General features: G+C 54.6%; 21 protein-coding genes. 17 read left to right on the top strand and 4 right to left on the bottom strand.

Features of this window, described 5'->3' with window-relative positions; translation table 11 throughout:
* Positions 1–123 precede the first annotated feature (123 nt).
* From F1728_RS22190 to F1728_RS22185, 3 genes are all read right to left on the bottom strand, one after another.
* Positions 124–1,101, bottom strand: coding sequence for a DUF1559 domain-containing protein (locus F1728_RS22190; protein WP_155365901.1), 978 nt, complete (start codon positions 1,099–1,101; stop codon positions 124–126).
* Positions 1,102–1,185: 84 nt separating this feature from the next.
* Complete coding sequence (locus F1728_RS32290; RefSeq protein ID WP_261344472.1) at positions 1,186–1,314, bottom strand: hypothetical protein; 129 nt, start codon at positions 1,312–1,314, stop codon at positions 1,186–1,188.
* A 106-nt stretch (positions 1,315–1,420) separates the two neighbouring features.
* The gene (locus tag F1728_RS22185) at positions 1,421–2,407 is read right to left on the bottom strand and encodes a DUF1559 domain-containing protein (RefSeq protein ID WP_155365900.1); all 987 of its coding nucleotides are present in this window, start codon (positions 2,405–2,407) and stop codon (positions 1,421–1,423) included.
* Between the two features lie 433 nt (positions 2,408–2,840).
* On the opposite strand from F1728_RS22185, the gene F1728_RS22180 reads away from it, so the two are divergent.
* From F1728_RS22180 to F1728_RS22150, 7 genes are all read left to right on the top strand, one after another.
* Positions 2,841–3,683 carry an endonuclease/exonuclease/phosphatase family protein gene (locus F1728_RS22180; RefSeq protein WP_155365899.1) on the top strand — a complete coding sequence of 281 codons (843 nt, stop codon included), beginning with the start codon at positions 2,841–2,843 and terminating at the stop codon, positions 3,681–3,683.
* A 4-nt stretch (positions 3,684–3,687) separates the two neighbouring features.
* A complete protein-coding gene (locus tag F1728_RS22175; RefSeq protein ID WP_155365898.1) occupies positions 3,688–6,165 on the top strand; it encodes a c-type cytochrome in 2,478 nt (825 codons plus the stop codon).
* A 23-nt stretch (positions 6,166–6,188) separates the two neighbouring features.
* Positions 6,189–7,058 carry an alpha/beta hydrolase gene (locus tag F1728_RS22170; RefSeq protein WP_155365897.1) on the top strand — a complete coding sequence of 290 codons (870 nt, stop codon included), beginning with the start codon at positions 6,189–6,191 and terminating at the stop codon, positions 7,056–7,058.
* Positions 7,055–8,203, top strand: a complete 1,149-nt coding sequence (locus tag F1728_RS22165; protein WP_228030289.1) for an alpha-amylase family protein — start codon at positions 7,055–7,057, stop codon at positions 8,201–8,203. Before F1728_RS22170 ends, F1728_RS22165 begins: the two co-directional genes overlap by 4 nt.
* 91 nt (positions 8,204–8,294) lie before the next feature.
* Positions 8,295–9,086 (top strand): peroxide stress protein YaaA, encoded by a 792-nt coding sequence (gene yaaA, locus F1728_RS22160; RefSeq protein ID WP_155365896.1) that lies wholly within the window; start codon positions 8,295–8,297, stop codon positions 9,084–9,086.
* Positions 9,087–9,113: 27 nt separating this feature from the next.
* On the top strand, positions 9,114–10,121 hold the full coding sequence (locus F1728_RS22155; protein WP_155365895.1) for a methyltransferase: 1,008 nt from the start codon (positions 9,114–9,116) through the stop codon (positions 10,119–10,121).
* Between the two features lie 76 nt (positions 10,122–10,197).
* The gene (locus F1728_RS22150; RefSeq protein WP_155365894.1) at positions 10,198–11,205 is read left to right on the top strand and encodes a methyltransferase; all 1,008 of its coding nucleotides are present in this window, start codon (positions 10,198–10,200) and stop codon (positions 11,203–11,205) included.
* 17 nt (positions 11,206–11,222) lie between these two features.
* Here the strand turns inward: F1728_RS22150 and F1728_RS22145 are convergent, their stop codons facing one another.
* Positions 11,223–12,182, bottom strand: a complete 960-nt coding sequence (locus tag F1728_RS22145; protein ID WP_194242468.1) for a transporter — start codon at positions 12,180–12,182, stop codon at positions 11,223–11,225.
* Between the two features lie 882 nt (positions 12,183–13,064).
* On the opposite strand from F1728_RS22145, the gene F1728_RS22140 reads away from it, so the two are divergent.
* From F1728_RS22140 to F1728_RS22095, 10 genes are all read left to right on the top strand, one after another.
* Positions 13,065–13,874 (top strand): glycerophosphodiester phosphodiesterase, encoded by an 810-nt coding sequence (locus F1728_RS22140; protein WP_155365892.1) that lies wholly within the window; start codon positions 13,065–13,067, stop codon positions 13,872–13,874.
* Between the two features lie 177 nt (positions 13,875–14,051).
* Positions 14,052–14,597: a MarR family winged helix-turn-helix transcriptional regulator gene (locus F1728_RS22135; protein WP_155365891.1), complete on the top strand. Its 546-nt coding sequence runs from the start codon at positions 14,052–14,054 to the stop codon at positions 14,595–14,597.
* Between the two features lie 463 nt (positions 14,598–15,060).
* Positions 15,061–15,594, top strand: coding sequence for a diaminobutyrate acetyltransferase (ectA, locus tag F1728_RS22130; protein ID WP_155365890.1), 534 nt, complete (start codon positions 15,061–15,063; stop codon positions 15,592–15,594).
* Positions 15,591–16,886, top strand: a complete 1,296-nt coding sequence (gene ectB, locus F1728_RS22125) for a diaminobutyrate--2-oxoglutarate transaminase (protein ID WP_155365889.1) — start codon at positions 15,591–15,593, stop codon at positions 16,884–16,886. The genes ectA and ectB overlap by 4 nt, the downstream gene beginning before the upstream one ends.
* Positions 16,887–16,971: 85 nt before the next feature.
* Positions 16,972–17,364, top strand: coding sequence for an ectoine synthase (locus tag F1728_RS22120; RefSeq protein ID WP_145189669.1), 393 nt, complete (start codon positions 16,972–16,974; stop codon positions 17,362–17,364).
* A gap of 105 nt (positions 17,365–17,469) precedes the next feature.
* Positions 17,470–18,405, top strand: a complete 936-nt coding sequence (gene thpD / locus F1728_RS22115) for an ectoine hydroxylase (protein WP_155365888.1) — start codon at positions 17,470–17,472, stop codon at positions 18,403–18,405.
* A gap of 169 nt (positions 18,406–18,574) precedes the next feature.
* Positions 18,575–19,105, top strand: coding sequence for a TRAP transporter small permease (locus F1728_RS22110; RefSeq protein ID WP_155365887.1), 531 nt, complete (start codon positions 18,575–18,577; stop codon positions 19,103–19,105).
* Between the two features lie 25 nt (positions 19,106–19,130).
* Entirely contained in the window at positions 19,131–20,420 is a 1,290-nt protein-coding gene (locus F1728_RS22105) for a TRAP transporter large permease (protein WP_155365886.1), read from the top strand.
* Positions 20,421–20,425: 5 nt separating this feature from the next.
* Positions 20,426–21,505 (top strand): TRAP transporter substrate-binding protein, encoded by a 1,080-nt coding sequence (locus F1728_RS22100; RefSeq protein ID WP_155365885.1) that lies wholly within the window; start codon positions 20,426–20,428, stop codon positions 21,503–21,505.
* A gap of 185 nt (positions 21,506–21,690) precedes the next feature.
* The gene (locus tag F1728_RS22095) at positions 21,691–22,116 is read left to right on the top strand and encodes a hypothetical protein (protein ID WP_155365884.1); all 426 of its coding nucleotides are present in this window, start codon (positions 21,691–21,693) and stop codon (positions 22,114–22,116) included.
* The last annotated feature ends 46 nt before the right edge of the window (positions 22,117–22,162 follow it).

Raw genomic sequence — 22,162 nt, 5'->3', positions numbered from 1 at the left:
CAGAGTTCTATCTGGCCATACAGACAGCACGTAATCAAATAAAACAACCGGAGGATGCGATTCCAGCAGATCCTCCGGTTGTGAACATTCAGTAAAACAGAGTCAGTTCATTAAAAGCCCGTCTTAGAAGTTATCAATTACTTCCCGGTTGGCGCGGGTGCCCAGAGCCTGGTAGATGGTCTGACTGATATTTTCAGAAATGAAGCGGCAGGAACCGTCGGCCAGTCCAACCTGAACGCCCCCGGTATGCTGACTCCGCAGAGCAGCGATCTGGGTTCCGTCATTGGCTTCCGTACAGGGCATTTCAGCGGTGTTGGAACATTTTGCCAGAATATCCGCGGTCGTGCTGTTCGGATTGCGGCCGGTACTGAAGGCAGATCCGCCCATCCCTGAGTAAACCCAGGCACCACGGGCATCGGACGTATTATCGTTGATGTAGTTTACTTCCCCGGTCAGCAGGGTGTTACTGGTCCCATCTTTGATGTCCCGAATCCCGATCGAAGAGTTGATCGTGAAGATGCCACCAGAGGCATTCGTGTAGGAATCGGTCAGATTGCCGTTTCCGTAGTTGGCAGCATAGTTACCGCGGGACATGTGCTCGATTGAGCGAAACGCGACGTTACTGCGGCGATCCCAGGGATGACTGGGGCAACGGTAAGCAGCGGGGCTCCAGTGCCCGAAGATATTGTTCATGTAATCCAGCGGGTCACGACCATTCAACACGGGAGCAGCTTTATCCCAGAGCGAGCTCTGTTCCATTTGTGGCAGGATGTAGAGCAACCAGTTGCCTCCCAGGCTGTGCTGATCGGTACATTCCTGGAGACCGGTCAGGTTCGTGGGGGGAGTACCGCCACACAGACCGATGACACCACCGGGGGGGAAGACACCATGAGTGTCGTGGTAGTTTTGCAGGGCCAGGCCCAGCTGTTTGAGATTGTTTTTACATTGACTGCGGCGGGCAGCTTCGCGGGCCTGCTGCACTGCGGGCAACAGCAGCGCGATCAGAATCGCAATGATCGCGATGACCACGAGCAGTTCGATCAGGGTAAAACCACGACGTTTTTTTCCGGTAACGGACTCGGACGAAATCAGACGTAACATCTTCTTCTCCTTGAGACGTAAATGAAAAATATAAGACAGACAGGCGGAGTAAATCGTGATGAATCGTCTTGCCTGCAGGGACGATTAGGGATCGGTGTATTCCGGTGTCGGTGTGGAATCGCCGGGAACGCCTTCTTCGGGTTCTCCTGAGCAACCGGCAATGGACAGAGTCAGACAGAATACACAGCACAACAGCAGGTAGTATTTTTTCATGAGAATCAGCTCCTCTCATTCAGGAAACAACAGCTCAGCCGAAGAATGGGTTCAAACGTGCCATTCTCCGGCTGGCTCGTATAACAGAATTAAATCTGACAACCGCTTAGAAGTTATCAATCACTTCCCGATTGGCACGGGTTCCCAGAGCCTGGTAAATGGCCTGGCTGATATTTTCAGAGATGAACCGGCAGGAACCATCGGCCAGTCCGACCTGGACGCCCCCGGTATGATGACTGCGGGAAGCCGCAATCTGGGTTCCATCGTTTCCGGCGGTACAAGGCAACTCGGTAGTAGTGCTACAGCTGGCCAGGATGTCGGCGGTTGTTGAATTGGGGTTCCGTCCTGTACTGAAAGCGGAACCACCCATGCCGGAATAAACCCAGGCACCGCGGGCATCGGAGGTATTATCGTTGTTGTACATGATCTCGCCGGTCAGCAGCGTATTGCTGGTACCATCTTTGATGTCCCGAATCCCGATCGCAGAGTTAATGGTAAAGACACCTGCATGAGTATTCGTGTAAGACTCTGTCAGGTTGCCGGAACCGTAGTTGGCAGCGTAGTTACCGCGTGACATGTGCTCCAGGGCACGAAACGCGACGTTACTGCGACGATCCCAGGGATGACTGGGGCAGCGGAATGCTGCGGGAGCATAATGTCCAAACACGTTATTCATGCTGTCCAGCGGATTATTCGTATTCAGAATCGGAGCTGCATTTTCCCACAGGGAACTCTGTTCCATCTGGGGCAGAATGTAGATCAGCCAGTTGCCACCCAGGCTCTGGCCACTACATTCCTGGCTGCCGGAAATATTGGTCGGAGGATTTCCGGCACAGGTTCCAATCACGCCGCCGGGAGGGAAGACGCCGTGCGTATCATGATAGTTCTGCAGTGCAATCCCCAACTGCTTGAGATTGTTTTTGCACTGGCTGCGACGTGCGGCTTCACGGGCCTGCTGCACAGCGGGTAACAGTAACGCAATCAGAATGGCGATAATCGCGATTACCACCAGCAACTCGATCAAAGTAAAACCACGACGATGTACTGCAACGGCAGTACGCGCGCCGGCAGGGCGCGAAAAGCGAAGAAGCATCAAAGCAACTCCCAAAAACGAAGAGAAAAACAGATTGACTTGGCGTTTCAAGGCACTTTGATGCCGAGGATGGTCTTGACTGACCGTTTTGTCGGAAGGATAGGCAGGAAGGATGCTCCGCTACTCCGAAGTTGCGGGAATCCTACAAGGCGTTTATTAAGATTGAATGTCGAAAAAATGAAATGTCGTTTCTAAGCGGCCGGTGTGTTCCCATGCATACCATTCTTTTTTGAAAAAATTGTCTGATTGCCAAAGAAAGTCTGTAACGCGCGGCGAAATCGTCGTGTTAGCGACGGTCTCAGTCTGTGCGGTCCAAAACCGGGCCCGGGATTGACGCGGCACAATGGTTGTCTCATAGTAAATAGAAACACTTTCCGCTCTGACCTCCTTTGCAAGAGCACCTCGACACCAGAAACACTCAGGAACCGACACCATGCTGCAGTCTTGCCGTTTCTCATTCCCCTCTTTTTTAAAATGTTCACTCTGGCTGACAGTCATCGCTCTCGTCTTAAGTAACAGCCTTGATACACCGCGTGTGCAGGCCGCTGATTCCCTGCGTGTGCTCTGTTACAACATTCATTACGGACAGGGAACCGATGGCAAATACGATGTAGCCCGTCTGGCAAAAGTAATTGCACAGACCAAGCCGGACCTGGTTGCCCTGCAGGAAGTCGATGTGGGCGTGAAACGTTCCAGCCGCGTTCACGAAGCGCAGCGCCTGTCGGAACTGACGGGACTCGAAGTTCGCTTCGGACCGACACAGCATTACGAAGGGGGCCTGTTTGGGAATGCAGTGTTGACTCGCCTGCCGATTCTGGATGTGATGATTCAGCCACTCCCCTATACCGAAAGTACTCCCGAACGGGTGACTTATCCACGGGGCGCAATCGTCGTGACCGTGAAGGGTCCCGATGGAAAGCCGCTGCGATTCATCAGTACGCACTTTCAACATAATGTGCATGAAGATCGGGTCGCGGAAGCCAAAGCCATCAATCAGTATTTCGCGTCCGAATCAGAGGTCCCCACGATCCTGGCGGGAGACATGAATGCCCGCCCGGAAGAAGAACCGATTCAGGTTCTGCTCAAACGCTGGATCAACGCCATCGACAAAGACGCGACCCCAACCGCGCCTTCGACGAAGCCACGCTCCCGGATTGATTACATCTTTTATCGACCGGCTGGCCGGTTTGAAGTCATCGAAACCAAAGTCATCAATGAACCGCTGGCCTCGGATCACCGTCCGGTGTTTGCCATCCTGAAACTCACACAGGAGTAACCCGATGCGAAACCATCTTTTCTGGCTGTGCCTTATCGCACTGCTGCTCACGAGTGTCACTCAGAGTGTGCGCGGTGCAGAACAACAGGCGACGCCGGTGAGTTCGATCCGCGTACAGCCCGGCTTTCAGGTAGAACTGCTGCGTTCGGCGCAGGCGGGAGAAAGCTCCTGGATCAGCATGACCTTTGATGATCGGGGGCGCGTGATCCTGGGACTGGACGATGTCGGCCTGGGGCGGCTCACTTTCAATGATAATACCGACAAAGTCGCGTTCGAAAAAATCGACGACAAGTTAAAACACTGTCGTGGCGTGTTGTATGCCCACGACAGCCTGTATATCAGTGAGACGAACGGCGAGGGACTGCATCGCTTCCGGGATACGAATGGCGATGGTCAGTTCGATCAGCGGCAGTTATTGAAACCACTGGATTACCGCAGCCGGTTCGGTCATGGCAGCAATCAGCTCGTCCTCGGCCCCGACAAAAACATCTATCTGGTCGTCGGCAACGATGTCTCGTTTCCTGAGGGAGTCTCTCCCCAGTCTCCCTATCGCGATCCACAGAACGATCAGTTGCTGCCCAACCCGCACGACGCCGGTCAGGATGATCGTGTCGGCTACATTCTCAAGACCGACCCGGCAGGGAAAACCTGGGAGATTCTCGCGGGGGGATTTCGGAACCAGGTCGACATCGCCTTCAACACCGAAGGGGAGATGTTTACTTACGACGCCGACATGGAATGGGATATCGGCCAACCCTGGTATCGCCCGACCCGCATCAATCATATTATTCCCGGCGGCGAGTATGGCTGGCGGTGGGGAACCGGCAAATGGCCCGAGTATTATGCAGACAGTCTGCCCAGCACGCTCAATACGGGGCTGGGTTCTCCGACCGGGATGGTCTTCGGCACCGAGAGTCGCTTTCCGCCCCGCTTCAAGAACGCCATGTATATCGCTGACTGGCAGAATGGACGCATCCTGCTCGTGGATCTGATTCCTGCGGGAGCCAGCTATCAGTGTCAGTATGAAGTCTTTCTGGAAGGAGGGCCGCTGAATGTGTGTGACATGCAGTTCGGGCCCGACGGTGCGCTGTATTTCATCACCGGAGGTCGCGGTTCACAATCGGGCCTGTATCGCGTGACGTCGCGAGCCGACCAGAGTCCGACTTCCCAGGCGCCTGAGATCAGCGCGCAGGACCTCGAGCAGGGGAAAACCGCACGTCAGCTGAGACGAAACCTCGAACCATATCTCACTTCCCCGGTACCTGAGATCGACGTACTCTGGACGCATTTGAGCAGCGATGACCGCTGGCTGCGTTTCACCGCCCGCAAGGCACTGGAACATCAGGATGTCTCACGCTGGCGTGAACGGGCACTTTCAGAAACGACGCCGATCGCAGCAATTGAGGCGTTGATTGCCCTGTGTCATCAAGGCACTTCTGAAGATCGAGACGCGGTCCTGACAGCGCTGAACCGGATCGATATCAGCGCGCTATCGCAGGAACAGTTACTGGCGTTGCTCCGCGCGTATGAACTCTGTTGTATTCGACTCGGCAAACCGATGTCAGCCCAGGCTGCGACAATCAGAGAGCGACTGAGCCCCCTGTTTCCGCATGCGACCAGCAGCGCGAATCACATGTTGTGCGAACTGCTGGTCTATCTGAACGATGATTCTGTCGTTCCCCGGGCGATAACGCTGCTCGCAGATACGTCGCCCCAGGAAGATCAGATCCGCACCGCCCGTGCCTTGACTCAGGCGTCCCCAGGCTGGACTCCGAAAACGCAGCGTCAGTTCCTCGCCTGGCTGGGATCAGCCCGCCACTTTACGGGAGGCAAGCAACTGACCGAACGGCTCCGCGATATTCGTGTCGACTTCCTGAAGTTACTCAGCGACACTCAACAGCAGCAATTAAGCCAGGAGATCGCCGCCCTCGATAAACCGCTGGAAGTGGAAGAAGTTGTTCCCGCGCGGCCGGTGGTAAAAGACTGGCAATTGACCGACCTCGAACCACACCTGGCTTCAGTGACACAGAACCGTTCCTTCAAAAATGCGCGACAGGCGTTGCTGGCGGCGAACTGTCTCAAGTGTCATCGGATCGGTTCCACCGGGGCACAGATCGGCCCGGATCTCTCGAATGTTGGCAAACGCTTTGACAGTCGGGCGATTCTGGAATCGATCATTGAACCGTCCAAAGTGATGGATCCGAAATACCTTTATACCGTCTACGTCCTCAGCAGCGGCAAGATCGTGACCGGCAGACCGGTGGGGGTCAGCAAGACCACCATCACCGTCGAAACCGATCCGATTCGTCAAACCACGGTGCCGGTGCTCCGCGAGGAAATCGAGGAAGCCGTGCTTTCGAAGACATCGCCGATGCCCGCCAGTTTGATTAACGTGCTCTCGCAGGAAGACATTCTGGATCTGCTGGCTTACCTCAAGGCGGGCGGCGATCCCGGAGCAGCCGCGTTTCAACAGTCGAATTGAGCGGATTCAGAAAGGACCATCGCATGCCTGTGCTCAAGACATTGCTGATCCTGATCTGCAGCACACTCAGCGTCGCAGCTGCGGAGCCGGTCAATCTCAACAGCCTGCCCTCTGACCTGACGGTGCCTGAGGTCACACGGGGCACACCTGCTCCCGGCCAGCGGGTCTGGCAGACGAATCAGGGGTTCGAAAAGACCGAAATCGCCCATGCACTGTATCTGCCCCCTGACTGGCAGCCCGGGAAGAGGTATCCCGTCATTATGGAGTACCCGGGCAACGGCGGTTATCGCAATGCCCTGAATGACGTCAGTCGGGGCCGTGTGCAGGACTGCAAACTGGGCTATGGTTTGTCCGGCGGTGTCGGCATGATCTGGGTCAGTCTGCCCTTTGTTGATCCGAAAACGGGTCAGCATGCCGTCAAATGGTGGGGCGATCCGGACGCGACAGCCGACTATTGTAAGCAGACCGTGGCCCGCATCTGCACGGAATATGGCGGCGACGCGAAGAATGTCATCCTCACCGGTTTTTCGCGGGGTGCCATCGCCTGTAATTATATTGGGCTGCGAGACGCGGAGATCGCGAAACTCTGGAAAGCGATGCTGCCCCACAGTCATTACGACGGCGTTCGCAAGTGGAATTACCCCGACAGTGATGCCGCGTCTGCTCGCCAGCGACTGGTGCGGCTGGGAACGCGTCCCCAGTTCATCAGCCATGAAATGAGTACGCAGCAGACAGAAGCGTATCTCAAAGACAGTGGCATCTCGGGGCAGTTCACGTTTATGGCACTTCCCTACCCTAACCATTCCGATGAATGGGTGTTAAAAGACATTCCCCAGCGGAGCCAGGCACGTCAATGGCTCCAGAAAATCGTACAACAAACAGAAACCGAATGAATCCAACCCTGAAACGAGGCACTCCCATGCACCGCATTGCTCCCTGGATGCTCTGCTCTTTCTCTTGTCTGCTCCTGCAGAATGTCACTCTCCGCGCAGCGGAACCGGAGCCCCAACCCCGTCCGCATATTAAGATCCGTGGGATCTATGGCGGTGCACCGACACAGTTACTGGAGCAGAACCGCAGTCTGCCCGAACTGGGCGTGAATGCGATCTTCATGGGCTCGGGCAGTCTGACAGCTGAAAGGATCGCTCAACTGAAGCGACAGGGGGCGCAGGTCTTTGCCGAGTTCAACACGCTGCATGTCGCCGGCTATCTCAAGGAGCATTCGGACGCGGCTCCGATCGGCGTGGACGGGAAGGTTTCGCCTCCCCCGCATGGCTGGCAGGGTATCTGTCCGACGCATCCCGGTTATCGCGCATCTCGGATGGAGGAATTTCGTCGTGTGCTCAAAGAATACGACATCGACGGCATCTGGCTCGATTATCATCACAGTCACGCCAGCTGGGAACGGGCCGAGCCGGACATGCCGGACACCTGTTTCTGTGAACGTTGCCTGAAACAGTATCAGCAGGATACGAAAACCAGCCTGCCCGAGGCACCGACGGCCGAACTTTCGAAACTGCTGCTGGGAGAACAGAAGGCGAAGTGGACCCAGTGGCGGTGTGACGTTTTCACCGACTGGGTCCGCGAGTTCCATTCGATCATCGAGGAGACACGACCGAAAGCGCTGCTGGGCACGTTCCATTGCCCGTGGACCGACACCGATTTCGACGGGGCGCTGAAAAACAAGCTGGCCATCGATCTCAAGGCCCAGGCACAGTACATCGATGTCTTCAGCATCATGCCTTATCATGCCCGCTTCAATCATCCCGAAGACCCGGCCTGGATTTCCCGCCAGACGGCCTGGCTGGGAAAGTACCTCGGTATCAAGGGGCAGCCTGGAGAACGACATAAGATCTGGCCTATCGTGCAGCTCTCGGACTGGGGCGAAACCGTGCCCGTCAAACAGGTGCAGCCGGTCCTAGACCATGGCACGCGTCGTCCGGCGACCGGGGTGATGGTCTTCCGCTGGGGTTCCCTGCATCCCCAGACCGACAAGGTCGAAGCGATGATCGAATACTATCGCGCCATTCGGCCGTGAGCCGGGCGGGAATCTGTTTATTGACATTCCGGCAGGCGCGGTCTATAACCAACGCGAACTGAAATCACCTGCAGATAGACGGATTGCGACCATGCTGACAGTACTTTCCCCGGCCAAATCACTGAACCTGGATCCCCAGAAACAGACCACCAAATACTCGACTCCCGAATTCCTCGAGGAAGCCGAAACGCTCGTCAATAAACTCAAACGGATGTCGCGAAAAGCGCTGGGCGAACTGATGAGCATCAGCGACGATCTGTCTGAATTGAACCATGGTCGGTTCAATGAATGGTCGCGTCCGTTTACGACAAAGAATGCCAAGCAGGCCGTGCTGACGTTTAACGGGGATGTTTATCAGGGACTGAATGCCAGTCAGTTCAAGGCCCGTGACCTGGCGTATGCCCAGGATCACCTGCGAATCCTGTCCGGTCTGTATGGCGTGCTGCGTCCGCTCGATCTGATGCAGGCCTATCGTCTGGAAATGGGAACCAGCCTGAAGACGCGGCAGGGAAATTCGCTGTACGATTTCTGGGGCGATAAAATCACCGAGTCGCTCAAGGCGGATCTCGACCAACAGAAACAGCGGGCCCTGGTGAATCTCGCTTCGAATGAATACTTCAAGTCGGTGAAACCGAAACAGCTGGGATGTCCGGTGATTACGCCGGTCTTCAAGGAAATCAAGGATGGCAAATCGCGGACGATCGCCCTGTTCGCAAAGCAGGCCCGCGGACGGATGGCGGCCTGGATGATACAGAATCGCATCGATGCCCCGGAGGATCTGACCGGATTCAACCTGGATGGCTACGAGTATCAGCCCGATGAATCGACTGACAGCAAACTGACCTTTTCCCGCCCGCAACCACCGCCGGTCGGAAAAAAATAACTTCCACTTTCTCAGGATGAAAGCACAATGACGGAGCATGCACTGCATCAGCAACTGGACCAGATGATTACCGGCTACTGGACGTCCCAGGCGATTTATGCGGCGGCGAAACTGGGAATCGCTGACCTGCTGGTCGACAACCCCCAGACTGCGGCCCAACTCGCGGCCGCTACCGATACGAATGCGGGCGCCCTGTATCGAGTGTTGCGTGCCTTGGCCAGCATCGGGATCTTTGAGGAAAACGAGCAGCAGGAATTCACCTTGACGCCGATGGCGGAATTTCTGCGGAGCGATGTCCCCGGTTCCAAGCGGGCACTGGCGATGATGTCGGGCGATGAGCAGTTCCAGTGCTGGAGCGAGATCATGTACAGCGTAAAGACCGGGAAGACCTCGTTCGATAAGGTCTTCGGTCAGCCGATCTTTGAATACCTGTCTCAGCATGAAGACAAAGGCCAGATTTTCGATCAGGCGATGATGGGCATTCATGGCCGGGAAACCGGAGAGATCATGCAGGCCTACGATTTCTCAGGCATTCAGACCCTGGTTGACGTGGGCGGCGGAAACGGTTCGAACATTACCCACATTCTGCAGCAGTACCCCGAGATGCAGGGGATTCTGTTCGACCTGCCTCACGTTGTCGAACGGGCTCAGCCGCACATTGAGGCAGCCGGACTGAGTGAGCGCTGCGAAATTGTGGGAGGCAACTTCTTTGAAGCGGTGCCCGGGAACGCGGATGCCTGGTTCATGCGGCACATCATTCATGACTGGGACGATGAAAAGTCGCTCACGATTCTCAAAAACTGTCACACTGCGATGCCTGCAGACGCTAAACTGCTGGTTGTGGAAAGTGTGATCCCGGCCGGTAACGAACCGTTCGCCGGCAAGTTCCTGGACCTGGTGATGCTGATGATCCCCGGCGGCAAGGAACGGACGGCCGAAGAGTATCGCAGCCTGTTCGCCGAGGCGGGCTTTGAGCTGACGCGCATCATCCCGACGGAATCCGAGCTGAGCATTATCGAATGCGTTAAGCAGTAGATCTGAAATGCCGATTGCCTGTCGGTAAATGCGCTTCGTCCCGAATTGATGTGAGCTGAACTAAGGAGACGCTGAGATGACCGACGAACCCCCTCCGCAACAACTGGAGCGGATGATTACCGGCTACTGTATCTCCCAGAGCATCTATGCCGCTGCCAAACTGGAAATCGCCGATCAGTTGACCGCGGGTCCCCGGACCGCGGCACAACTGGCGGAAGCGACGCAGACCGATGCGGACTCGCTGTACCGCCTGCTCCGCGCCCTGGCCAGTGTGGGGATCTTTGCGGAAAACGAACAGGGGGCCTTCTCCCTCACGCCGCTGGCGGAACCGCTGCGGAGTGATCACCCGGAATCCAAACAGGCCTGCGCGATCATGAATGGCGAAGACCAGTTCCGGCCCTGGTGCGAAATCATTTACAGCCTGCAGACCGGGAAACCGGCTTACAACAAGATTTGGGGAAAATCGGTATTTGAGTTTCTGGCCGAGCATCCGGAGCAGGCGCAGATCTTCGACCGGGCGATGACCGGCATCCACGGTCGCGGGAACGATTCGATCCTGGATGCTTATGATCTTACAAATACCCGGGTCCTGGCGGATGTCGGCGGAGGCAATGGTCTGCATCTCGCAGGCATTCTGCAGGCGAACCCTCATTTGCATGGCCTGCTGTTTGATGTACCGCATGTCGTCAAACGGGCTCAGTCACAGATCGACCAGGCCGGTTTGTCTGATCGCTGCCAGCTGGTCGGTGGTGACTTTTTCCAGTCACTGCCCCAGGGACCGGATGCGATTCTCCTGCGGCACATCATTCACGACTGGAACGACGAGCAATCACTCCGCATTCTCAAGAACTGTCATGCGGCCCTGCCGGATGGGGGCAAGCTATTGATTCTGGAGAGTGTCATCCAGCCGGGCAATGCCCCCTTCTGGGGGAAGTTCGTGGACCTGATCATGCTGCTGGTGACGGGGGGCAGAGAACGGACGGCCGAGGAATTCCGTCTGCTGTATGAGCGGGCCGGCTTTGAACTGACGCGGATTGTGCCGACTTCGTCCGATCTCTCGATTGTGGAAGGCGTCAAACGCTGATCGTCGCGATTGCGGGATCAGGGAAAGCGGATGGATAGACCGGCACCGGCGAAGAAGTCGGACGCGCCTTCGCTCAGGCCGATGCCCGCGCTCCAGTCGAGCTGCACATTGTTATTGATCAGGAAGGTGAACCCGGCATCAAAATAGTGTTCCGTGCGGGCGGTACGGGCGCCGCTGGGAATCAGCACGAACCATTCGGTAAACGCGCTGAGTTGGCTGTTCAACGTAAAATTGACTGAGCAGGACTGTGCCATCTCCAGAAAGTACTTCCCGCTGGTGTCGATATCTGCATAGCCCTGCGTGGAAGCAGCGACGGAGACAATCTGGTTCAGCTGCCAGGCATAGATCAGATCGACGCCCGGTTCGACATGTTGAGCCGTAAAGGCCGGACTCCCGGTCGGCACACTCATCGATGTGATCAGCGCCATTTCAGGCAGAATGCCTGCTTGCGGCGTCAGAGCAAACTGCAGTGCCAGGTCCAGATCCTGGGTGCCGAAGGTGCTGTTATGCCAGGTACCGATCTGTGCCGTCTGTTGCAGGGGTGAAAAGCCGACGCGAAACTCCAGCCAGTCTGCCAGAATGCCCTGTCGCCAGAGGAACTCGCCAAAAGACTGATAGCGGACGTCCTGTCCCCCCTCGTTACTTTTCAGGTACGTGTAACCCGATTCAATCTGGGTTACGCCCTTTCCCACGGTCACCGACGTGGAAGTGAAGTTAGGTCGATCGGTCTGCAACGGCTTGTCCAGTTGAGGACCGCCCGAACATTCCGGGCCCGCGTTCCACTGAAACAGGGTGCCACAACAGGGGGCGAAGTAGAGACCCGTAACCGGCGCGACCGGTGAGGCTGCTGGTTCTGTCTCGGTAAGAGCTTTGCCCAATTCGCTCTGCTCGATGAGCAACGGCTCTGCTGCGGCATCACCTGCCTGTGCGCAGCAGAAATCGAGACACAACAATATCAGGCAGGGTAAGCTGCGCAAGATTTGTGCCCTGATCGGTTTCAGACTGCTTCGCGAAATCGGCATAGAAGATTTATCGGAATGCCTGCCTGACAGCGGTCAGGATTTCTGGAGAATCGCCGTGGGGCTCGTATTTTCAGTGATGAAGGAGACGCAGTGGTCGAGACTTCTCTTTCCGGGCTGACGCCGATCCGTAGGATGGTTTACCTGGAACGGGGGCACTGTTGGACGAGAACTGCGTTGTTTGCCGTAGAGCAGCAGACGGTTTTCTTCATTTGAAAGGTACTTACCTAAATTGTTTCAACCGGGGCTAATGCCCTGCGGCTCATTTTCTTTTCTGCAATCAGTGTCTTAGAGAATCAGGTCAGTTTCAGGGCATTGGGTTTTTCAGTCTTTATGGAGGCTATCAGCATGGTTATGTATTTTGCGGAAGGGCGCGTGGGGGTCAAGCGGAGATTGTGCTCCCGGTCGGTGGTGAATGGCTCTGAATTATCAGTGAGATGTATTTCAAATGCGTTGAGTGTGCTGCGAAATGATTTGAAATTGTACGAGACAGAACGCACTGGTTCGGATTGTTCCGGTGAAAAGTGGACGAAATCGACGACGATTCAGGTGTTTCTGAGTCAGTTGTGGTCCGTGTTCCAGTGCACGCATCACTCGCCTCGCGCGCGAAGCAGAATTACACAAGATAGGGTTCGTCAGAAGCCGATCAAGTTCAGTTTCTTCAGTGAAAATAACTGAACCGTACCAGTGCATAAAACGCAGTAATGAATTCAAAAGAAAAACGCGTTGATTCTGAATGTGAAATTTTCGAACGAAGCGCAGCCGGTGATTGACCTGAAGAGGGAGTTCATTCAAAATCGAAAAGATCAATTCCCTGTGCCTGTTTAGAAAGAGAAGACAATGTTGCGTCCCTGCCAACTGCTGATGATGATTGTGCTGTTGTGTCTGACTCTGTTTCACTCCGTAACGGGAGCCGAACCACTGATTGTCGCTCACCGGGGGTTGCTCAAAGTCGCACCGGAAAACACGCTGGCGAACTTCCGGGCCTGCCTGGAACTGCGACTCGGTTTTGAATTCGATGTGCAGCGAACCCGAGACGGCCACTTGATCTGCCTGCACGACACGACCGTGAACCGCACCACCGACGGCACCGGAAAGGTAGCGGACCTGACGCTGGCGGAGATTAAGAAGCTGGACGCAGGTAACTGGTTTGACAGTCAGTTCAAGGGCGAACGTGTGCCAACGATTGATGAAGTTCTGGAACTGGCCTCCCGTTATCGTCAGCATGAGATTCTGGTCGCTGTCGATTTCAAAGATGCGAACGTAGAACAGGATGTGGTACGACTGGCAGAAAAACATGGAGTACTGTCGAAGCTGATCTTTATCGGGAGAACGATTCAGGAATCTGAGGTCCGCGACAATCTCAAAGCGGCTTCCCCGAAAGCAGAGACCGCTGCGGTGGCTAATAATGCGGGCGAATTCAAAGACGCGCTCGGTGCGAGTAATGCAGACTGGGTTTACCTGCGGTACCTCGCACCGGCCAGTGAAATTCAGCAGGTACACGAGGCCGGCAAACGCACGTTTATCGCCGGGCCAACGGTCAGCGGCGATCTGCCTGCTAACTGGCGACGGGTTACTGCGGCGGGCGTGGATGCGATTCTGACGGATTATCCGCTGCAGTTGAGGCTCGCGCTGAAACAGCAACAGTGAAACGGAGTCAGTTGGAGCTCAGCTGATTCTCTCGATCTTTGACAATTTGATTCAGACCTCTACGGGTAGTCGAACAGGGGCTCTGCAGGAGATCTGGTTGAAATCGTGTGCGGAGTATGCATAATGAATTGATATCACAGCGTCTCTGAGCTCTTTCTAATTAAAGTCGAGAATCCCATGTCGCCGTTAGGACTTGAGGATCAGGTTATCGTGGCCCTGCGTCGCATCACGCGTGCGATCGATTTGCATTCGCGAAACCTGATGCAGGAAATCGGACTGACTGCCCCGCAACTGGCAGCACTACAGACGATTGCGCGACGACAGCCGATTACGGTCGGGGCGCTGGCGAAATCGATTCATCTGAGCCAGGCGACACTGACGGGAATTCTGAGTCGACTGGAATCACGCCATCTGGTCTCCCGCTCCCGTCGTGGAGAGGATAAGCGGACCGTGGTGGTGGAGTTGACAGATGAAGGCCAGGCGATGCTCAAGAACGCGCCGTCGCTGCTGCAGGATCGCTTTCGTCGTGAACTGTTGACGCTGCAGCAATGGGAACAGACCCAGATGCTGGCCACACTGCAGCGGATCGCCACGATGATGGACGCGGAAGATATCGATGCTTCCCCCGTGCTGTCTGCAGGTGACGTCTCGTCTCATACAGGACCGACAGAACCAGATACCGACACGTTTCTCAAGCAACAGAACCTGGATTCCCACTCCTGAGGTCGCCCGTTTACAGGTTTATTATCAAATAGTCGGAATTTTCGACTAAAACCGGTTCTAAGGACGGCAATCACTCCAGCTATCCGGAGTTGAACCTGCTCACACAGGGGCAAACCGACATTGCCTCTGAGAACGATTTGAGCCCTGACTAGACCAGAAATGGGGCAAATGAACAGTAAGCTCTCCATTCAGCCGCATTTCAGAAACTGGGGGGTTGACAATTCCAGATACATTGAGTACAAAGTATTGCACACTAACTAATTCTGCCAAGCGATGTCGTTTCACCCCCTGAGCCATGAGCTTCAGGACTCGAGAAAGTCTACATTAAGTTAATTTTAAGACACTAACGTGAAACTTGACATTAGCATATGACTCGCAGTTTCAAGATAATGTATTTTGAATTTACTTTGTAGTCTAATCATTTTCCTAGAGCGACTTGCTCGGAATCCCATAAAAAAGCCAAATGGATACGGCCCACAAACTCATTTTTCGCGAGCCCCGTGTGGAAGATGCGCTCGCAATTTCCCGCCTCATTAAACGCTGCCCTCCCCTGGACGTAAATTCCACTTACGCCACCATGCTGCTATGTCGTGACTTTCACGATACTTGCGTTGTTGTGGAGCAGGACTCGGAAGTCCTGGCATTTCTATCCGCTTATCGACCTCCACAGCGAGAGAAAACGATCTTTATCTGGCAAGCCGCCGTTGACAGTCGCCTGCGTTCCCAGGGAGTTGCCTCCCGAATGCTGGACGACCTGCTGTCGCGGGAGTCGCTCGCCGACGTTAATCACTTGGAGACGACGATCACACCTTCGAATAAGTCGTCTCAGAAACTGTTTCGCTCACTGGCGAAACGCCTCAATACGGAATGTCGATCGGTAGAAGGATTTCCTGCTGCCCTGTTTGGTGAAGTCGAAGAACACGAAGCAGAAGATCTCTACCAGCTTGGTCCATTCACCCTTAAACCCGTTCATGGAGAGAAATCAACAATATCATGAGTATATTTAAACGACTCGAATCAAACGTTCGAGGTTACTGCCGCTCGTTCCCAACTACGTTCACCAAAGCTCAAAACGCGACTTTGCGCGACGACAAGGGAAATGAATATATTGATTTCCTGGCAGGAGCCGGTTCACTCAACTATGGTCACAACAATCCACAGCTGAAAACCAAGCTGCTGGAGTTCCTCGAACGAGATGGTATGCTGCATGGTCTCGACATGCACACCGATGCCAAAGAACGCTTCCTGGAAGTCTTCGAGAAACGGATCCTGTCTCCACTGGAGCTGGACTATAAGGTACAATTCACTGGCCCCACCGGTACTAACGCTGTGGAAGCAGCCCTGAAGCTGGCACGTAAGGTAACCGGCCGGACGAATATTGTCTCGTTCACGAACGGTTTCCATGGTGTGAGCCTGGGATCTGTCGCCGCGACCGGCAACAGTCACTTCCGCGATGCAGCCGGCACGCCTCTGAATAACGTGACCTTCATGCCCTACCACGGCTACCTGGGTGACAACATCGACACCCTGGAATATTTTGAGGCTCTACTCAAAGACAACAGCAGTGGCCTGGATCTCCCCGCAGCAGTGATTGTGGAAACCGTGCAGGGTGAAGGCGGGGTGAATGTCTCCAGCATCGAATGGCTGCAGCAGTTGGAAACTCTGTGTCAGGAACATGGCATGCTGCTGATCGTCGACGATATTCAGGTTGGCTGTGGACGTACCGGCGACTTCTTCAGTTTCGAACAGGCTGGAATCGTGCCGGATATCGTGACACTGTCAAAATCACTGAGTGCCTACGGGCTGCCGATGTCGCTGGTACTGATGAAGTCCGAACTGGACCAGTGGGAACCTGGCGAACATAACGGTACCTTCCGTGGAAATAACCTGGCATTCGTTTCCGCCGCTGAAGCAATCGAATACTACTGGGGCGATTATCAGTTGTCCCGCGAAATCAAACGCAAAGGTGAGCTGATCCGGGAACGTCTGCAGGCGATTGCCGACAGTATCATCGACGTTGATCTCGAAGTTCGCGGACGCGGTATGATCTGGGGCCTGGCTTGTCAGGAATGTCCGGATCTGTCGGGTAAGATCACCGAAGCCGCTTTCAAGCGGGGTCTGATCATCGAGACCAGCGGTACCGACAGCCATGTGCTGAAATTCCTGCCGCCGTTGACCATCGAAGAAGACCTGTTGAAGCAGGGACTTGATATCGTCGCCGAAAGTTACAAAGCGGTTCTGGAAGACGAAGCCATTATGAAAGAACTGGGGCTGATCACCAGCGAGTGATCAGTCACTCGGCTTCCAGCGAAACCGAGATTCAACCTGATAGACAACCTATTTCATCCAAAGAAACTGAAGAGAGACGCTCACAATGCTTGTACGTCAATTAAGTGAGATTATTGATACCGACCGTGACATTAAAGCCGAAACTTGGAACAGCCGCCGTCTTCTGCTGGCAGGAGACAAGATGGGATTTTCCCTGCACGACACGCTGATTCACCCGGGGACGGAAACGGAAATCTGGTACCAGAATCACCTTGAAGCCGTGTATTGCATTGAAGGAGAAGGCGAAATCGAACTGATTCCGGATGGGCCGACTTACCCCATCTCCCCGGGCATGATGTATGCTCTGGATAAGAACGACCGTCATCTCCTGAGAGCGAAATCTCAGTTACGAATGGTCTGTGTGTTTAATCCTCCCGTCACCGGTCAGGAAGTCCACGACGAAAATGGTGTATATCCGGCTGCGACCACCGACTCCTGAGTCGACTCGCAGCTCAGCGTTTACGTCACTGTTGTTTTACATAAAGGACTTTTTTATCAGGCTGGAGATGCCTCGATCCGGCAATCGCCAGTGACCGTGAAGGCAATGAACACTGAAGTAGCGAATTCGAAAGATCTGTATCCGTCTCGCGTCAAATCTCAGCCCGAATTCCTGGAGCGGGCTGATCCGGTTGTGTATGGATCTACCGAGGATGGCCCATTAACGGCAGGTCAGCTAAACCAGTTTGAACGGTACGGTTTTCTGATTCTGCCGGCTTTTTTTTCCCAAGAGGAGATCGACGCCTGCAACGCCGAACTGGTTCGTCTCAAGGAAAGTGCTGCGACCCGCAGACGCTCTGAAGCAATTGTGGAGCCGGACTGCGATGAACTGCGCTCGCTGTTTGCAATTCATCATGCGGAGATCAGCCCATTTTTCTCTGAAGTTGCCCAGGATGAACGTATCGCGGGGATGGTGATGCAGATTCTGGACAGCGAAGTTTATCTGCATCAGTCGCGCGTGAATCTGAAACCGGGCTTTGCCGGGAAAGAGTTTTACTGGCATTCCGATTTCGAAACCTGGCATGTGGAAGACGGGATGCCTCGGATGCGTGCGGTGAGTTGTTCGCTGTTGCTCACCGACAACTACGAATTCAACGCGCCCTTAATGCTGATGCCAGGCTCTCACCGGAAATACGTATCCTGTGTGGGAGAAACTCCCGAGGATCATTATCTGACTTCCCTGCAGAAGCAGGAACTGGGTATTCCCGACAAAGATTCCCTGCGGGAACTGGTCGACGAACATGGAATCGTTCAGGGAGAGGGGCCCGCGGGCACACTGGTGCTGTTTGACTGCAACACCATGCATGGCTCGAACGGAAACATCACCCCCTTCCCGCGTTCGAACCTGTTCTTTGTGTATAACAGCGTCTGGAACCAGCTCGACGAACCCTTTGGACAGAAAAAATACAGACCGGAATTTATCGCCTCACGCAAGTATTGTGAGCCCGTTTCACAACAGGCGGTCAATTACAGTTTCCAGTAAAAGACGACGGTTGTCCCTGATGGTGGGCAGCCAGAACAAGAAAAGAGGATCTGATGTCAGATTGTTGTGTTGAGTTAATCACAGCGTGGCGATCGTGTGCAGATCCAGTTACGACCTGCTTGCCTCTCCTGCGCTCTCAATTTCATCCTTTATCCGAGGATCAGCGCAGATGAACAAATTATTTACGATCGTCCAGCGGATCGAAGCGTTTCTGCTGGCCTGGTCGATTATTATCATTGCCACTCTTTCGATTGGCAATGTGGTGTGCCGCGCCCTGTTCGGCTTCAGCCTGGCCTTTGTCGGCGAAGTCTCCCAATTCCTGATTATCGTGGTGACCTTCATCGGCCTGAGCTATGCTGCCAGCCAGGGTCGCCATATCCGCATGACGGCGTTGTACGATCAGCTCAATCCGCGCTGGCGTAAAATCATGATGGTCATCATCAACAGTCTGACCTCTCTGCTGATGCTGTTACTGGCCGGGTATGCTTTCGAATATATCAACACTGTCCGCTTTCTGGGCACGATTTCTCCCGTGTTGCAGGTGCCCTTGTACCTGATCTATCTGTTCGTCCCGCTGGGGTTCATTCTGTCGGCTATTCAATATGGCCTGACGGTCTTCCGTAACCTGACTGCTCCCGACGTCTACATTTCGTATTCACAGAAAGACGAATACGAAACCACGGTCGTCGGCGAAGTCTAACCCAGGCCCTCAGGGAGAATCACGAATGGAAGCCTTACTCATCATCGGCATCATGATCTTTTTACTGCTGCTGGGTTTTCCGATGAAGGTCCCACTGATCGTCGCTGCCCTGGCGGTTCTGCTGGTTTTTCATCCGGATGTGACGCCGGCTGTGCTGGTCCAGCAGATGATCGGTGGTATCAAGCCCGCGGCGTTGATCGCGGTCCCGATGTTTATTTTCGCGGCCGATATCATGACGCGGGGGAATTCCGCGAACCGGTTACTCGACCTGGTGACGGCGTTTGTCGGCCACCTGCGAGGTGGTCTGCCGATCGCCAGTGCCATCAGTTGCACGTTGTTCGGCGCCATGTCCGGTTCGACCCAGGCGACGGTCGTTGCCATTGGTGGCCCGCTCAGGCCCCAGTTACTCAAAGCAGGATACCCCGACTCGTTCACCACGGCGCTGATCATCAATGCCAGCGACATTGCGCTTTTGATCCCGCCCAGTATCGGCATGATCGTTTACGGTGTTGTGTCGGGTACCTCGATCGGGGAACTGTTCATCGCGGGTATTGGACCGGGCCTCCTGGTATTGATGCTGTTTTGTATTTACTGCTGGATCGCTTCGATTCGCATGCAGATTCCCCGCCAGGAAAAAACAGACTCTGCGACCCGTCGCACAGCAGCACGCCGGGCACTGCTCCCGCTGGGTTTCCCCCTGATTATTATCGGCGGGATTTACTCGGGGATTTTCAGCCCCACCGAAGCAGCGGCGATCTCGGTTCTCTATGCTGCGATTCTGGAGATCGTCTTCTTCCGGGATCTCTCTGTGAAAGACATTCCGGACATTGCACTCTCGACCGGGTTGATTACCGCGGTCGTCTTTATCCTCGTTGGTGCGGGTGCTGCCTTCAGTTGGGTGATCTCGTTCGCACAACTGCCGGACGCGTTGATTAATAACTGGCTGGGGCTGACACCGGATTCGGGCTACTGGACGATCATGCTGACGATTGCCATCGCCTACTTCATCGGCTGTATGTTCGTGGATCCGATCGTGGTGATTCTGATTCTGACCCCGATCTTCCATCCGGTGGCAATTGCCGCAGGCATTGATCCGGTACTGGTTGGGATTGTAGTGACCTTACAGGTGGCCATCGGATCTGCGACGCCGCCGTTCGGCTGTGATATTTTCACTGCGATTGCGGTCTTCCGCCGGCCCTACCTGGAGGTGATCCGGGGCACGCCCCCCTTCATCGCCATTCTGTTGTTTGCGGGGATCCTGCTGATTGCGTTCCCCAGTATTTCCCTGTTTCTCCGCAACCTCGCATTTGGATAAGCATCATGAACCTGATTCAGAAAACATTCAGTTCTGCGTCCGTCTGGAGCCTGCTCCTGATCGTGGGCGGTTCCCTGCTTTGCACTTCGTGTGGTGCTGAGGCCACCGCGTCGACCGATCAACCGACACAGTGGCGGTTTGCGATTGAAGAGACTATCGGCAGCGTTCAGCACCAGTACGCGATGAAGTTCAAGGAACTCGTCGAGGAACGTTCCAATGGGGAAATCGAAGTCACCATCTATCCCTACGGAACCCTGGGAACCTCGGACCAGATTACCGAACTGGTCGACATGGAAGTCGTGCAGTTTGCGATGGCCTCCCCCGGACATCTGGGAAAACTGATTCCGGAAGTCCAGGTCTTCCTGTTGCACTTTCTGTTCTCCGACGATGATGAAATCAACAACCAGGTATTGAATAAAGATCCGCGGTTACAGAAAACCTTTGCTGAACTCTACGCCCGCAAGCGGCTGAAGCTGCTTTCCATTTTCTCGGAGGGCTGGCAGGTCTGGACAACGAAAGATCCCATTCATCGGCCTGAAGATTTCGAGGGAGTCAAGATGCGGGTCATGACGTCCCCACTGCTGATCGCTGCCTACAATGCGTATGGAGCCAGCCCGACACCGCTCCCCTACTCCGAAGTCTATTCGGCGTTGCAACTGAATATGATCGACGGACAGGAAAACCCGGTGTTCGCGATTCAGGAGATGAATTTCTATGAAGTGACCGACTGGATGATTTTCGCGCGACATGCACCGTTCATCACGACTGCTGTCACTAACCGTGAATTCTTCGATTCTCTGCCTGCCGAACGTCAGGAACTGGTGACCGGGGTGGTAGCCGATCTCAACGACTACATCCTGAAGGTACAGAGAGAATTCAACCAGGAGCGGCTGAGCCTGATTCGCAAGAATAAGCCTGACCTGGAAATCATCACCGAGCTGACACCCGAAGAACGCGAAGCGTTTCGTCAGGCGAGTCAGCCGGTCCGGGAGCGGTTCATCAGAATGACCGGTGAAGATGGACGCAAGCTGCTGGTAGAGCTGAAACAGACCATTAAAGAATACGAAGACCAACAGCAGAACTGAAATTACCGGTCACACGTTGTGTAACGGTTCTACTGGAAGGTGGCATTTGTCCCGGAGTACGCGATAGCGGCTGCGGGATTTTTTCATAATCGGTCTGGTCTATCCTGTGTACATGAAGTAGAAACAATGTACGCTCATATCCATTTGCACAGAAGCCAACAGAGAGACGACCAGCGGAGACCGGGATGCCCATTCACGTTCAATGTGACGAGTGTTTTCAGAGTTATAAAGTCAAAGAGGAACGCGCTGGCCAGACGCTGAAATGCAAATCGTGTGGCAGCCGGATGCAGGTCCCTGCATCTGACGAAGAAACCGAAGATCTCTTCGAGCATTATGGAGAGCCGATCGCACCTCAGCGAAAAACGAAGACCGCAGTCAAATCGAAGAAGAAAAAGTCCCGCAAGAAAGGCCCGAGCCTTTCGATGGGAAAGCTGGTCAAGAAAGCGTTCGGCGTGATGTCGATGGCACTGGGCATCATAATGCTGGGTGCTTCCATCTATATGTTTTTCGAGGGAGATTCCCCGGAAGGCAAACGCAGCAGACCGGTAGGAGGGCTGATCATGGCTTCGATCTTCATGGGCGTTGGGAAGAAATGGCTGTTCGACGAATAGCTGTCTGGGCTCTGTGAGGTGGGTTTGAAGTTCAGTGTCAGGTTAA

The sequence above is a fragment of the Gimesia benthica genome (assembly GCF_009720525.1).
GTDB classification, from domain to species: domain Bacteria; phylum Planctomycetota; class Planctomycetia; order Planctomycetales; family Planctomycetaceae; genus Gimesia; species Gimesia benthica.
Note: the sequence above shows the minus strand (reverse complement) of the source record. Positions and strands in the feature narration are given on the sequence as shown.

What these genes read in the sequence shown, in the direction of transcription:
- F1728_RS22150 (WP_155365894.1), top strand. Translation starts at nt 10,198, where the DNA reads ATGACCGACGAACCCCCTCCGCAACAACTGGAGCGGATGATTACCGGC.
- F1728_RS22155 (WP_155365895.1), top strand. Translation starts at nt 9,114, where the DNA reads ATGACGGAGCATGCACTGCATCAGCAACTGGACCAGATGATTACCGGC.
- F1728_RS22175 (WP_155365898.1), top strand. Translation starts at nt 3,688, where the DNA reads ATGCGAAACCATCTTTTCTGGCTGTGCCTTATCGCACTGCTGCTCACG.
- F1728_RS22110 (WP_155365887.1), top strand. Translation starts at nt 18,575, where the DNA reads ATGAACAAATTATTTACGATCGTCCAGCGGATCGAAGCGTTTCTGCTG.
- F1728_RS22120 (WP_145189669.1), top strand. Translation starts at nt 16,972, where the DNA reads ATGCTTGTACGTCAATTAAGTGAGATTATTGATACCGACCGTGACATT.
- F1728_RS22135 (WP_155365891.1), top strand. Translation starts at nt 14,052, where the DNA reads ATGTCGCCGTTAGGACTTGAGGATCAGGTTATCGTGGCCCTGCGTCGC.
- ectA (WP_155365890.1), top strand. Translation starts at nt 15,061, where the DNA reads ATGGATACGGCCCACAAACTCATTTTTCGCGAGCCCCGTGTGGAAGAT.
- F1728_RS22100 (WP_155365885.1), top strand. Translation starts at nt 20,426, where the DNA reads ATGAACCTGATTCAGAAAACATTCAGTTCTGCGTCCGTCTGGAGCCTG.
- F1728_RS22165 (WP_228030289.1), top strand. Translation starts at nt 7,055, where the DNA reads ATGAATCCAACCCTGAAACGAGGCACTCCCATGCACCGCATTGCTCCC.
- F1728_RS22190 (WP_155365901.1), bottom strand. Translation starts at nt 1,101, where the DNA reads ATGTTACGTCTGATTTCGTCCGAGTCCGTTACCGGAAAAAAACGTCGT.
- F1728_RS22140 (WP_155365892.1), top strand. Translation starts at nt 13,065, where the DNA reads ATGTTGCGTCCCTGCCAACTGCTGATGATGATTGTGCTGTTGTGTCTG.
- F1728_RS22105 (WP_155365886.1), top strand. Translation starts at nt 19,131, where the DNA reads ATGGAAGCCTTACTCATCATCGGCATCATGATCTTTTTACTGCTGCTG.
- F1728_RS22170 (WP_155365897.1), top strand. Translation starts at nt 6,189, where the DNA reads ATGCCTGTGCTCAAGACATTGCTGATCCTGATCTGCAGCACACTCAGC.
- F1728_RS22180 (WP_155365899.1), top strand. Translation starts at nt 2,841, where the DNA reads ATGCTGCAGTCTTGCCGTTTCTCATTCCCCTCTTTTTTAAAATGTTCA.
- F1728_RS32290 (WP_261344472.1), bottom strand. Translation starts at nt 1,314, where the DNA reads ATGAAAAAATACTACCTGCTGTTGTGCTGTGTATTCTGTCTGACTCTG.
- thpD (WP_155365888.1), top strand. Translation starts at nt 17,470, where the DNA reads ATGAACACTGAAGTAGCGAATTCGAAAGATCTGTATCCGTCTCGCGTC.
- yaaA (WP_155365896.1), top strand. Translation starts at nt 8,295, where the DNA reads ATGCTGACAGTACTTTCCCCGGCCAAATCACTGAACCTGGATCCCCAG.
- F1728_RS22185 (WP_155365900.1), bottom strand. Translation starts at nt 2,407, where the DNA reads ATGCTTCTTCGCTTTTCGCGCCCTGCCGGCGCGCGTACTGCCGTTGCA.
- ectB (WP_155365889.1), top strand. Translation starts at nt 15,591, where the DNA reads ATGAGTATATTTAAACGACTCGAATCAAACGTTCGAGGTTACTGCCGC.
- F1728_RS22095 (WP_155365884.1), top strand. Translation starts at nt 21,691, where the DNA reads ATGCCCATTCACGTTCAATGTGACGAGTGTTTTCAGAGTTATAAAGTC.